The sequence below is a fragment of the Pseudomonas sp. B21-036 genome (assembly GCF_024748925.1).
Classification (GTDB): Bacteria; Pseudomonadota; Gammaproteobacteria; order Pseudomonadales; family Pseudomonadaceae; genus Aquipseudomonas; species Aquipseudomonas palmensis.
Genome location: NZ_CP087178.1, coordinates 864567 through 876336 on the forward strand (window position 1 = coordinate 864567; position 11770 = coordinate 876336).

Here is an 11770-nt window from a genome sequence, read left to right on the forward strand (position 1 = left end):
CGGCTCGGGGCTTAGACGTTGAAGCGGAAGTGCATCACGTCGCCATCCTTGACGATGTAGTCCTTGCCTTCCAGACGCCATTTGCCGGCTTCCTTCGCGCCGCTTTCACCGTTGTACTGGATGAAGTCGTCGTAGGCGACCACTTCGGCACGGATGAAGCCCTTTTCGAAGTCGGTGTGGATCACGCCGGCCGCCTGAGGCGCGGTGGCGCCCACGCGAACGGTCCAGGCCCGCACTTCCTGCACGCCGGCCGTGAAGTAGGTCTGCAGGTTGAGCAGCGAGTAACCGGCACGGATCACGCGGTTCAGGCCTGGCTCTTCGAGGCCCAGGGCTTCGAGGAACATGTCTTTCTCTTCACCGTCTTCCAGCTCGGCGATCTCGGCTTCGATCTTGTTGCAGACCGGTACCACGATCGCGCCCTCTTCCTCGGCAATGGCCTTGACCACGTCCAGGTGCGGGTTGTCTTCGAAGCCGTCTTCGGCAACGTTGGCGATGTACATCACCGGCTTGCTGGTCAGCAGGTGGAAACCGCGTACCAGCGCCTTCTCGTCGTCGGCCATGGTCTTCATCAGGCTGCGCGCCGGCTTGCCTTCGGTGAAGTGCGCAATCAACTTCTCGAGGATGGCCTTTTGTGCCAGGGCATCCTTGTCGCCGCCCTTGGCGTTGCGCGCGACCTTCTGCAGTTGCTTCTCGCAGCTGTCCAGGTCGGCGAAGATCAGTTCCAGGTCGATGATCTCGATGTCGCGCTTGGGGTCGACGCTGTTGGAGACGTGAATCACGTTCTCGTCTTCGAAGCAGCGGACCACGTGGGCGATGGCATCGGTTTCACGGATGTTGGCCAGGAACTTGTTGCCCAGGCCTTCACCCTTGGACGCACCTGCCACCAGGCCGGCGATGTCGACGAACTCCATGGTGGTCGGCAGCACGCGGTTGGGCTTGACGATCGCAGCCAGGGCATCCAGACGTGGGTCGGGCATCGGCACGATGCCGCTGTTCGGCTCGATGGTGCAGAAGGGGAAGTTTTCTGCCGCGATGCCGGATTTGGTCAAGGCGTTGAACAGGGTGGACTTGCCGACGTTGGGCAGGCCGACGATGCCGCAATTGAAACCCATGGTGAATCCCTCTTCGTGGAGTCAGGCCTTTTGGCTGTGCAGCTCTCTCATCGCACGCGTCCAATCGCCGGCGAGGATGTCCGGCAGCACGCCGAGGGCAAAATCGATACTGGCATCGAGTTTTTCCTGCTCGGCGCGGGGCGCCTTGCCAAGGACAAAACCGGACACCTTGGTGCTGTCACCCGGGTGGCCGATGCCAAGCCGCAGACGGTGAAAGTCTTTGTTGTTGCCCAGCTGCGCGATGATGTCGCGCAGGCCGTTGTGCCCGCCATGGCCGCCGCCTTTCTTGAGCTTGGCGACGCCGGGGGGCAGGTCGAGTTCGTCGTGGGCCACCAGGATGGCATCTGGCGGGATGCGGAAGAAGTTCGCCAGTGCAGCAACGGCCTGGCCGCTGCGGTTCATGTAGGTGGTGGGGATCAGCAGACGAACGTCCTGGCCCTGATGGCTGAATTTAGCCGTCAGGCCGAAATACTTGCGGTCAGCGGTCAGGTTGACGCGCTGGGCGCTGGCAATGCGTTCCACGAAAAGAGCCCCTGCGTTATGCCGGGTCTGTTCGTATTCGGGGCCGGGGTTTCCCAGGCCGACGATCAGTTGGATGGCGGTCACGTCAGGGGCTCTTCCTTGGAGTTGTGGGTTGCAGCGCGGGGCTGCAACCCGGTCAACGCCGGCGTGTCGAGTGGATTACTCGGCAGCGCCTTCTGCTTCAGGCGCAACACGCGGAGCGTGAACGTTTGCAACAGCCTTGTCATCACCGTGGGCCAGAGCGACGAACTCTACGCCTTTCGGAGCTTTGAGGTCCGACAGGTGGATGATGGTGCCGATTTCGGCCTTGGCCAGGTCGACTTCGATGAACTCAGGCAGGTCTTTGGCTTCGCAGGAAACTTCGATCTCCGAAACTACGTGGGAGATTTCGCCGCCTTTCTTGACCGGTGCTTCTTCGTTGACGAAGTGCACAGGAACGATAGCGGTCAGTTTCTGGCCAGCAACAACGCGCACGAAGTCGGCGTGCATGATGAACTGCTTGGCTGGGTGACGCTGCAGGGCCTTGACGATGACGTTCTGCTTGGTGCCGTCAACGTTCAGTTCGATCACGTGGCTGAAGGCAGCTTCGTTTTCGAACAGCTTGGCGATTTCCTTGGCCACGATGGTCAGGGATTGCGCTTCTTTGTCACCACCGTAGACAACGGCAGGGATTTGGGCGGCGAGACGACGCAGGCGGCGGCTCGCACCTTTCCCCAGGTCGGTACGCGCTTGGGCGTTCAGAGTGAAATCAGTCATGTTGTTTCTCCAAAATAGCCAGACCCCGGCGGCGTTTGCGACCAGCGCCAAACCGGGGAGGGCAAAAAAGCCCCGCCCCAACAACCAGTGCTGGGGCGGGGCGCTTTACGTCAACGTGATCTCGCGAGGGCCAGGCCCTCAGCGGAACATCGCGCTGATCGATTCTTCGTTGCTGATGCGGCGAACCGCTTCGGCCACGACCGGTGCGATATCCAGTTGACGGATACGGTCACAGGCTTGTGCTGCAGCGGACAGCGGGATGGTGTTGGTCACCACCAGTGCGTCCAGCACGGAGTTTTCGATATTCTCGATCGCACGACCCGACAGGACAGGGTGCGTGCAGTAGGCGTAAACCTTTGCCGCGCCGTGTTCTTTCAGGGCCTTGGCCGCGTGGCACAGGGTGCCGGCGGTGTCGACCATGTCGTCGACGAGAATACACGTACGTCCTTCGACGTCGCCGATGATGTGCATCACTTCGGAGTGATTGGCCTTCTCGCGGCGTTTGTCGATGATACCCAGATCGACGCCCAGGGACTTGGCAACAGCACGTGCACGCACGACGCCGCCGATGTCCGGGGACACGATCATGAGGTTCTCGAAACGCTGGTCTTCGATGTCATCCACCAGAACGGGGGAGCCGTAGATGTTATCTACCGGAATATCGAAGAAACCCTGGATCTGGTCAGCGTGCAGGTCGACGGTGAGAACACGGTCGATCCCGACGACGGTGAGCATGTCGGCAACCACTTTGGCGCTGATAGCTACACGCGCCGAACGCGGACGGCGATCCTGGCGGGCATATCCGAAGTAAGGAATCACGGCAGTGATTCGAGACGCTGAGGAGCGGCGGAAGGCATCGGCCATCACTACCAGTTCCATCAGGTTATCGTTGGTTGGCGCGCAAGTCGGCTGAATAATGAAAACGTCTTTACCACGAACATTTTCATTGATCTCAGTGCTGATTTCGCCGTCGGAGAACTTACCGACAGAGACGTCACCGAGAGGGATATGCAGCTGACGTACGACACGCCGAGCCAGATCGGGGTTAGCGTTCCCCGTAAAGACCATCATCTTGGACACGCGCAGTACCTGAAGGCTGAGGGTATACCTGGATGAGTATAGGAAAATGGCAGGGGCGGCTGGATTCGAACCAACGCATGGCAGGATCAAAACCTGCTGCCTTACCGCTTGGCGACGCCCCTGTATCTGTTGCTGCGAGTACCTGATACTCGATTCCTAGAGCAGACCTTGCAGCGTGCGATGCAACATTGAGATGTTGCTTCCTTTAGCCACAAACCCTGTTTGGGTCTCTGTAAGAAGGGCCAAAACTTTATCAGCTTCAGCTTTGCTTGGGAAGGCCCCAAACACACAACTTCCAGTTCCGGTTAGCCTAGCATCCGTGAATTTACCTAGTAAATTCAGTGAGTTACGTACTTCCGGGTAACTCTGCTCTACTACCGTTTGGCAGTCATTACGACTGTTTCCCTTGGGAACGGGGCGCATCTTAATGGGCGGTGAATTACGTGTCAACAACGGATGCGAAAAAATTTCTGCTGTACTTACAAATACTTGCGGTACCAGCACGACGTACCAGGGTTCCTCGGGGTCGACGGGGGTGAGCTTCTCGCCCACGCCTTCGGCAAACGCCGCGTGCCCGCGCACGAAAACCGGCACGTCGGCGCCCAGTGTCAGGCCCAGCTCGGCCAGCTGGTCTTCGCTGCAGCCAAGCTGCCAGAGGTGGTTGAGACCGAGCAGGGTGGTGGCGGCATCCGAACTGCCACCGCCGATGCCGCCGCCCATGGGCAGTACCTTCTTCAGGTAGATGTCCACGCCCAGGGGGCAGCCGGTCAGTTGCTGCAGCTTGCGCGCCGCGCGCACGATCAGGTTGCTCTCGTGGGGCACATCCTTGAGGTCGCTGTGCAGGATGACCTGGCCGTCGTCGCGCAGGTCGAAACTCAGTTCGTCGGCATGGTCCAGAAACTGGAACAGCGTCTGCAGCTCGTGGTAGCCGTCGTCGCGGCGGCCGAGAATGTGCAGCATCAGGTTGAGCTTGGCCGGGGCCGGCAGGGTCAATCGGCTCATCATCAATGCCCCAGCTGGCGCGGTTGCCATTCCTTGACCACCACGGTCACGTCGAGGTCCTGGCCGTGCAGCTTGAGGCGCTCGGGCAGCCAGTAGCCGTTCTGTTCGGTGTAGCTCAGGTACTCGACGCTCCAGCCGTCCTGCTTGAGGCTGGCCAGGCGGCTGTCGCCGTCCAGGGTCAGCTGGCTCTTGCTGTCGGGGGCGGGCAGGCCGCGTACCCACCACACCAGGTGCGATACCGGCAGTTCCCAGCCCAGTTGCTCGGCCAGCAGGCTTTCCGGGCTTTGTGCCTCGAAACGGCCCTGGTTGGCCACTTCCAGCACCACCTGGCCCGGACGGCCGGTAAGCCGTGCGGCGCCGCGACCCAGCGGGCCGGACAGGCGAATGTCGTAGTAGTCCTGGCGTTGCAGCCAGAAGAGGGTGCCACTGCCGGAGTCTTTCGGTGCGCGGATGCCCACCTTGCCGTTGATCTGCCAGCCGTCGAGGGTGCTCAACTGCTGTTTGTGTTCACGCCACAGTTGCGCGTTGCCCTGGCCCTGTACGGCCTCGCGGGAGCCGAAGCTGGAACAGCCGGCAAGCACGGCGATCAGGCTGAAGGTGATGAAATGGCGCAGTAACATAAGCTTATAGAGTCTCGGATCCGGTCAGGCGCAAGACGGTCTTGCGCAGAATAGGGCTGTCGGGCTGGCCTTCGAAGGCCTTGGCCCAAACCTGGCGGGCTTCACGACGCTTGCCGTTGGCCCACAGCACTTCGCCCAGGTGCGCCGCGACCTCGTGGTCGGGGAAGCGCTCCAGGGCCTGGCGCAGCAGGCGCTCGGCCTCGTCCAGGTTGCCCATGCGGTAGTTGACCCAGCCCAGGCTGTCGAGCACGGCCGGGTCTTCGGGGTTGATCTGCAGGGCTTTCTCGATCAGGCCCTTGGCTTCGGCATAGCGGGTGGTACGGTCGGCCAGGGTGTAGCCCAGCGCATTGAGCGCCATGGCGTTTTCCGGTTCGCGTTGCAGGATGCTGCGCAGGTCCCTTTCCATCTGGGCCAGGTCGTCGCGCTTCTCGGCGAGCATGGCACGGCTGTACAGCAGGCTCAGGTCGTCCGGGTACTGCCGGATCGCTGCCTGCAACACCTGCATGGCCTGGGCGTCCTTGTCATTGTTGCCAAGGGTTTCGGCCTCGATCAGGTACAGCTGGATCGCGTAGTCCGGCTGCGCCTCGCGGGCTTCGGCAAGGCGCCGGCTGGCCTCGTCGGTGCGCCCGTTGGCAATCAGGATGTCGGCCTGGCGCAGTTGCGCGGGCAGGTAGTCGTTGCCAGGGCCGACCAGGGCGTACTCGGTCAGGGCCGCTTCGGAATCGTTGCGCTCTTCGAAGATGCGCCCCAGGTTCAGGTGCGCCGCATCCACGTGGCTGTCGCGCTCGATCAGTTCCTGCAGGTAGCTGGTGGCTTCGTCGAGCGCCTTGGCCTCGATGCTCACGAGCGCCAGCGAATAGCGCAGTTCGTCGTCTTCGGGGTATTGCTGCAGCAGGTTGGCGAACTCGACCTTGGCGTCGTCGATGCGGTCCTGCTCCACCAGGGTGCGTGCGTAGGTCAGGCGCAGGCGCTTGTCGTCGGGGTTGCGGGCGATGGCCTTGCGCAGCAGCGGCAGGGCTTCGGGGCCACGGTCGAGCGATTGCAGCAGGCGCGCACGCAACAGGATCGGGGCAATTTCACCGTCGGCCGGCGGGTGGGCTTCGAGCAGCGCCAGGGCGGCCTCGGACTTGCCGTCCTGCTGCAGCAGCAGGGCCTTGCCGAACACCAGCTGGCTGTTGTCGGGGTACTTTACCAGCAGGCGGTCGAAACTTTTCTGCAGGCCGTCGCGGGTGTCCTGGTCGGTTTCGGCCGCCGACAGCGCGAGAAAGTCGAAATGCGTGTCGCCCTGACCCTGCAGCACCTTCTCCATGAACACCATCGAATCGTCATAGCGTCCACTGCGCGCCAGCTGGATGGCGGCGGCGCGTTGTGCGTCGAGGTTCTCGGGGTCGTTCCTGGCCCATATCAGTGCGGTATCGAGGGCGGCCTGATCGGCGCCCAGGTACTCGGCAATGCGAAATGCCCGCTCGGAAATGCCCGCGTCCTGGGTCTTGATCGCCTGGGTGACGTAGTTGTCCAGGGCGATATCGAAGCGGTTGCGCTGCCCGGCGAGCTCGGCGGTCAACAGGCTGTACACCGTGTCCTGGGTGAACGAGCCGTACACCGTGGGCTTCTTGGCCTCGGCGACCGTGGCCGCATCGTCGGCAGGCGCCGTGGCGTCCCGGGCGCCCGGGGTCAGCGTCTGGCAACCCTGGAGCAAGGCAAAGGCGAGGAATAACGCGGAAGATCTATTCATAGGGAGGATTTGGGCGGCTTACCTGCGGTCGGATCATCATGACACAAGGATCATGGCAAACCCATCGTCGATGGGGCTTTTGGATACAGACTATAAGAGACAATAACGAGCGGTGGTTGTTCTCTATCCGGCGAAGTAGGACAATTATCGGCTTCTCGTCACAATCAGCGACCTTGAATGGCCTTTCTTGCCCTCGGTATCAACCATAAGACTGCCTCGGTAGACGTACGCGAGCGCGTGGCGTTTACGCCCGAGCAGCTGGTCGAAGCCTTGCAGCAGCTGTGTCGACTGACCGCCAGCCGCGAAGCTGCGATCCTTTCGACCTGCAATCGCAGCGAACTGTACATCGAACAGGATCACCTGGCGGCGGACAGCGTACTGCGCTGGCTGGCCGATTATCACAAGCTGAGCCTGGATGAACTGCGCGCCTGCGCCTATATCCATGAAGATGATGGCGCCGTGCGGCACATGATGCGGGTGGCCTCCGGGCTCGACTCGCTGGTGCTGGGCGAGCCGCAGATCCTCGGCCAGATGAAATCGGCCTATGCCGTGGCGCGCGAGGCCGGCACCATCGGCCCGCTGCTGGGGCGCCTGTTCCAGGCGACCTTCAGCGCCGCCAAGCAGGTGCGTACCGATACCGCCATCGGTGAAAACCCGGTGTCGGTGGCATTTGCCGCCGTGAGCCTGGCCAAGCAGATCTTCAGCGACCTGGGCCGCAGCCAGGCCCTGCTGATCGGTGCCGGCGAAACCATCACGCTGGTGGCGCGACACCTGCACGAGCAGGGCGTGCGCCGCATCGTGGTGGCCAACCGCACGCTGGAGCGCGCCAGCACCCTGGCCGAGCAGTTCGGTGCCCATGCGGTGCTGCTGTCGGACATCCCGCAGGAGCTGGTCAACAGCGATATCGTGATCAGTTCCACTGCCAGCCAGTTGCCGATCCTGGGCAAGGGCGCGGTCGAGAGTGCGCTCAAGCAGCGCCGGCACAAGCCGATCTTCATGGTCGACATCGCCGTGCCCCGCGACATCGAGGCGCAGGTGGGCGAGCTGGACGACGTGTACCTGTACACCGTCGACGACCTGCATGATGTGGTGGCCGAAAACCTCAAGAGCCGCCAGGGCGCCGCCCAGGCCGCCGAAGAGCTGGTCACCGTGGGCGCCGAGGACTTCATGCTGCGCCTGCGCGAGCTGGCTGCGGTGGATGTGCTAAAGGCCTACCGCCAGCAGAGCGAGCGCCTGCGCGACGAAGAGCTGCAAAAGGCCCAGCGCCTGCTGGCCAACGGCAGCAACGCCGAAGAGGTGCTGGCGCAGCTGGCCCGCGGCCTGACCAACAAGTTGCTGCACGCGCCGAGCGTGCAACTGAAAAAGCTGTCTGCCGAAGGCCGCCTCGATGCGCTGGCCATGGCCCAGGAACTCTTTGCCCTCAACGAGGGCTCCACGGATAAAACCCCGCAATGAAAGCGTCGCTGCTGAATAAACTGGACACGCTCCAGGACCGTTTCGAGGAATTGACCGCCCTGCTGGGTGATGCCGAAGTGATTTCGGACCAGACGCGCTTCCGTGCCTACTCGCGCGAATATGCCGAGGTCGAGCCCGTGGCACAGACCTACGCGCAGTGGCGCAAGGTGCAGGCTGACCTGGAGGGCGCCCAGGCCTTGCTCAAGGACAGCGACCCGGACCTGCGCGAAATGGCGGTCGAGGAAGTGCGCGAGGCCAAGGAGCAACTGGCCGCTATCGAAGGGCAACTGCAACGCATGCTGCTGCCCAAGGACCCCAACGACGGGCGCAACGTGTTCCTCGAGATCCGTGCCGGCACGGGTGGCGACGAGGCGGCGATCTTCTCCGGCGACCTGTTCCGCATGTACTCGCGTTATGCCGAGCGTCGCGGCTGGCGCCTGGAAATCCTCTCCGAGAACGAGGGCGAGCACGGCGGCTACAAGGAAATCATCGCCCGCGTCGAGGGCGACAGCGTGTACGGCAAGCTCAAGTTCGAGTCTGGCGCACACCGCGTGCAGCGGGTGCCGGAAACCGAGTCCCAGGGCCGCATCCACACCTCCGCGTGCACCGTGGCGGTGCTGCCCGAGCCCGACGAGCAGGTGGCCATCGAGATCAACCCGGCCGACCTGCGGGTGGACACCTACCGCTCCTCCGGCGCGGGCGGCCAGCACGTGAACAAGACCGACTCGGCCATCCGCATCACCCACTTGCCCACCGGCATCGTGGTCGAATGCCAGGAAGAGCGCTCGCAGCACAAGAACCGCGCCCGTGCGATGTCCTGGCTGTCGGCCAGGCTCAACGACATGCAGACCAGTGCCGCGCAGAACGCGATCGCCAGCGAGCGCAAGCTGCTGGTGGGCTCGGGTGACCGCTCCGAGCGTATCCGTACCTACAACTATCCACAGGGCCGGGTGACCGATCACCGCATCAACCTGACCCTGTATTCGCTGGATGAAGTACTGGCGGGCGGCGTCGATGCGATCATCGAGCCGTTGCTGTCCGAATACCAGGCCGATCAACTGGCCGCACTGGGTGAGTAAATGACCATCATTGCCAGCCTGCTGCGCGGGGCGCAGCTACCCGACTCGCCCACCGCGCGCCTGGATATCGAGCTGCTGCTGGCTGCGGCCATCGGCAAATCGCGCAGCTACCTGCACACCTGGCCCGAGCGCATCGTCAGCAGCGAAGCGGCCGCAACCTTCGCCACCTACCTGCAGCGGCGCAGCGAAGGCGAGCCGGTGGCCTATATCCTCGGCCAGCAGGGCTTCTGGAAGCTTGACCTGGAAGTGGCCCCGCACACGCTGATCCCGCGGCCGGACACCGAGCTGCTGGTGGAGGTCGCCCTGGAGCTGCTGCCGGCAACGCCATTGCAGGTGCTCGACCTGGGCACCGGCAGCGGCGCCATTGCCCTGGCCCTGGCCAGCGAGCGCGGCGGCTGGCAGGTGACGGCCGTCGACCGGGTGCCCGAAGCCGTGGCCCTAGCCGAGCGCAACCGCCAGCGTTTGCAGCTGGACAACGCCAAGGTGCTTGCCAGCCACTGGTTCGACGCCCTGCCAGGGCAGCGCTTTGCGCTGATCGTCAGCAATCCGCCCTACATCGCCGAGCAGGACCCGCACCTGGCGGCCGGCGACGTGCGCTTCGAGCCCAGCAGTGCGCTGGTGGCCGGCAGCGACGGGCTCGACGACCTGCGCCAGATCATCACACAGGCCCCGCAGCACCTGCTGCCCGGCGGCTGGCTGCTGCTGGAACATGGCTATGACCAGGCTGCAGCGGTGCGCGAACTGCTGGCGCGACACGGGTTCGAGCAGATCCAGAGCCGCACCGACCTTGGCGGCCATGAGCGCATCAGCCTCGGGCGCCTGGCATGCTGAACGACGAGGAGCTGTTGCGCTACAGCCGGCAGATCCTGTTGGCCCAGGTGGATATCGACGGGCAGTTGCGCCTCAAGGGCAGCCGGGTACTGATCGTCGGCCTGGGCGGCCTGGGTTCGCCGGTGGCGCTGTACCTGGCGGCGGCCGGGGTCGGCGAGCTGCACCTGGCCGACTTCGACACGGTCGACCTGACCAACCTGCAACGCCAGGTGATGCACGACACGGCCGCCGTGGGCCTGAGCAAGGTCGATTCGGCCATGGCCCGGCTGCAGGCGATCAACCCGCAGGTCGCCCTGGTTGCCCATCGCCAGGCCCTGGATGAAGACTCCCTGGCCCAGGCGGTGGGGGCGGTCGACCTGGTACTGGACTGCTGTGACAACTTTGCCACCCGCGAGGCGGTGAACGCAGCCTGCGTCGCGGCCGGCAAGCCGCTGGTCAGCGGTGCGGCCATTCGCCTGGAAGGCCAGCTGTCGGTGTTCGATCCGCGCAACCCGCTCAGCCCCTGCTACCACTGCCTGTACGGGCATGGCAGCGAAGCCGAGCTGACCTGCAGCGAAGCCGGTGTGCTCGGCCCGCTGGTAGGCCTGGTGGGCAGCCTGCAGGCGCTGGAGGCCTTGAAGCTGCTGGCCGGGTTTGGCGAGCCGCTGGTGGGTCGCCTGCTGCTCGTCGATGCCCTGGGAACGCGGTTTCGCGAGCTGCGGGTCAAGCGCGACCCGGCCTGCAGCGTGTGTGGCGCCGGCCATGCGTGAAGCGCCGGTCGGGGTGTTCGATTCCGGCGTGGGCGGGCTGTCGGTGCTGGCGGAAATCAGCCGCCTGTTGCCCGACGAGTCGCTACTGTATGTGGCGGACTGCGGGCATATTCCCTATGGCGAGAAGTCGCCCGAGTTCATCCGCCAGCGCTGCCGCCTGGTAGCCGAATTCTTTCAGCAACAGGGCGCCAAGGCCATGGTGCTGGCCTGCAACACCGCCACCGTGGCGGCGGTGGCCGATCTGCGCGAGCGCTACCCGCACTGGCCGCTGGTGGGCATGGAGCCGGCGGTAAAGCCGGCGGCAGCGGCCACCCGCAGTGGCGTGGTAGGGGTGCTGGCAACCACCGGCACCCTGCAGAGCGCCAAGTTCGCCGCGTTGCTGGATCGCTTTGCCAGCGACGTTCGTGTAGTTACCCAGCCGTGTCCGGGGCTGGTGGAACTGATCGAGGCGGGCGACCTGGACAGCCCCGCACTGCGCCAGTTGTTGCAGGGCTATGTCGAGCCGCTGCTGGCCGCCGGCTGCGACACCCTGATCCTGGGCTGCACCCATTACCCCTTCCTGAAACCGCTGCTGGCGCACATGGTGCCGCCGGCCGTGGCCATCATCGATACCGGCGCTGCGGTGGCCCGGCAACTCCAGCGTTTGCTGGGTGAACGGGACCTGCTGGCCCACGGCCCGGCGCAGCCTGCGCAGTTCTGGACCAGCGGCAGTCCGGCACATTTGGTAAAGATTCTGCCGATGTTGTGGAATAAATCTGACAGTGTGCGAAGCTTCGACTTGTAAAAAAACTGTGAAAAATGCATTTTTTTCCTGAACTATCGTACTACT

12 protein-coding genes and 1 tRNA gene are annotated in these 11770 nt (G+C 63.7%); 5 read left to right on the forward strand and 8 right to left on the reverse strand.

Annotated features, from left to right (window positions below):
* Positions 1–11: 11 nt before the first annotated feature.
* The 8 genes from ychF to LOY33_RS03825 all read right to left on the reverse strand — a co-directional run bounded on the left by ychF (position 12) and on the right by LOY33_RS03825 (position 6827).
* On the reverse strand, positions 12–1112 hold the full coding sequence (gene ychF / locus LOY33_RS03790; RefSeq protein WP_054916246.1) for a redox-regulated ATPase YchF: 1101 nt from the start codon (positions 1110–1112) through the stop codon (positions 12–14).
* A 21-nt stretch (positions 1113–1133) separates the two neighbouring features.
* Positions 1134–1718 carry an aminoacyl-tRNA hydrolase gene (gene pth, locus LOY33_RS03795; RefSeq protein WP_043864326.1) on the reverse strand — a complete coding sequence of 195 codons (585 nt, stop codon included), beginning with the start codon at positions 1716–1718 and terminating at the stop codon, positions 1134–1136.
* Between the two features lie 75 nt (positions 1719–1793).
* Positions 1794–2390 carry a 50S ribosomal protein L25/general stress protein Ctc gene (locus tag LOY33_RS03800; protein ID WP_043864327.1) on the reverse strand — a complete coding sequence of 199 codons (597 nt, stop codon included), beginning with the start codon at positions 2388–2390 and terminating at the stop codon, positions 1794–1796.
* A 138-nt stretch (positions 2391–2528) separates the two neighbouring features.
* Positions 2529–3470, reverse strand: a complete 942-nt coding sequence (locus LOY33_RS03805; RefSeq protein ID WP_010225730.1) for a ribose-phosphate pyrophosphokinase — start codon at positions 3468–3470, stop codon at positions 2529–2531.
* A gap of 47 nt (positions 3471–3517) precedes the next feature.
* Positions 3518–3592, reverse strand: a tRNA-Gln gene (locus LOY33_RS03810).
* A 34-nt stretch (positions 3593–3626) separates the two neighbouring features.
* Complete coding sequence (ispE, locus tag LOY33_RS03815) at positions 3627–4475, reverse strand: 4-(cytidine 5'-diphospho)-2-C-methyl-D-erythritol kinase (protein ID WP_258662860.1); 849 nt, start codon at positions 4473–4475, stop codon at positions 3627–3629.
* Positions 4475–5092, reverse strand: a complete 618-nt coding sequence (gene lolB / locus LOY33_RS03820) for a lipoprotein insertase outer membrane protein LolB (protein WP_043864329.1) — start codon at positions 5090–5092, stop codon at positions 4475–4477. The genes ispE and lolB overlap by 1 nt, the downstream gene beginning before the upstream one ends.
* A 4-nt stretch (positions 5093–5096) precedes the next feature.
* The gene (locus LOY33_RS03825) at positions 5097–6827 is read right to left on the reverse strand and encodes a tetratricopeptide repeat protein (RefSeq protein ID WP_054916245.1); all 1731 of its coding nucleotides are present in this window, start codon (positions 6825–6827) and stop codon (positions 5097–5099) included.
* A 177-nt stretch (positions 6828–7004) separates the two neighbouring features.
* Between LOY33_RS03825 and hemA the strand changes: the two genes are divergently transcribed.
* The 5 genes from hemA to murI are packed head-to-tail and all read left to right on the forward strand — an operon-like array spanning position 7005 to position 11725.
* Positions 7005–8282, forward strand: a complete 1278-nt coding sequence (gene hemA / locus LOY33_RS03830; RefSeq protein ID WP_043864331.1) for a glutamyl-tRNA reductase — start codon at positions 7005–7007, stop codon at positions 8280–8282.
* Positions 8279–9361 carry a peptide chain release factor 1 gene (prfA, locus tag LOY33_RS03835; RefSeq protein WP_054916244.1) on the forward strand — a complete coding sequence of 361 codons (1083 nt, stop codon included), beginning with the start codon at positions 8279–8281 and terminating at the stop codon, positions 9359–9361. The genes hemA and prfA overlap by 4 nt, the downstream gene beginning before the upstream one ends.
* Complete coding sequence (gene prmC / locus LOY33_RS03840) at positions 9362–10192, forward strand: peptide chain release factor N(5)-glutamine methyltransferase (protein WP_123752284.1); 831 nt, start codon at positions 9362–9364, stop codon at positions 10190–10192. It begins immediately after the preceding gene.
* Positions 10186–10941 carry a molybdopterin-synthase adenylyltransferase MoeB gene (locus tag LOY33_RS03845; protein ID WP_043864334.1) on the forward strand — a complete coding sequence of 252 codons (756 nt, stop codon included), beginning with the start codon at positions 10186–10188 and terminating at the stop codon, positions 10939–10941. The genes prmC and LOY33_RS03845 overlap by 7 nt, the downstream gene beginning before the upstream one ends.
* Positions 10934–11725, forward strand: a complete 792-nt coding sequence (gene murI / locus LOY33_RS03850) for a glutamate racemase (RefSeq protein ID WP_043864474.1) — start codon at positions 10934–10936, stop codon at positions 11723–11725. Before LOY33_RS03845 ends, murI begins: the two co-directional genes overlap by 8 nt.
* Positions 11726–11770 lie beyond the last annotated feature (45 nt).

Coding starts and splice junctions, on each gene's coding strand:
- ychF (WP_054916246.1), bottom strand. CDS start 1,112: ATGGGTTTCAATTGCGGCATCGTCGGCCTGCCCAACGTCGGCAAGTCC.
- LOY33_RS03800 (WP_043864327.1), bottom strand. CDS start 2,390: ATGACTGATTTCACTCTGAACGCCCAAGCGCGTACCGACCTGGGGAAA.
- ispE (WP_258662860.1), bottom strand. CDS start 4,475: ATGATGAGCCGATTGACCCTGCCGGCCCCGGCCAAGCTCAACCTGATG.
- lolB (WP_043864329.1), bottom strand. CDS start 5,092: ATGTTACTGCGCCATTTCATCACCTTCAGCCTGATCGCCGTGCTTGCC.
- LOY33_RS03825 (WP_054916245.1), bottom strand. CDS start 6,827: ATGAATAGATCTTCCGCGTTATTCCTCGCCTTTGCCTTGCTCCAGGGT.
- hemA (WP_043864331.1), top strand. CDS start 7,005: ATGGCCTTTCTTGCCCTCGGTATCAACCATAAGACTGCCTCGGTAGAC.
- prfA (WP_054916244.1), top strand. CDS start 8,279: ATGAAAGCGTCGCTGCTGAATAAACTGGACACGCTCCAGGACCGTTTC.
- prmC (WP_123752284.1), top strand. CDS start 9,362: ATGACCATCATTGCCAGCCTGCTGCGCGGGGCGCAGCTACCCGACTCG.
- LOY33_RS03845 (WP_043864334.1), top strand. CDS start 10,186: ATGCTGAACGACGAGGAGCTGTTGCGCTACAGCCGGCAGATCCTGTTG.
- murI (WP_043864474.1), top strand. CDS start 10,934: ATGCGTGAAGCGCCGGTCGGGGTGTTCGATTCCGGCGTGGGCGGGCTG.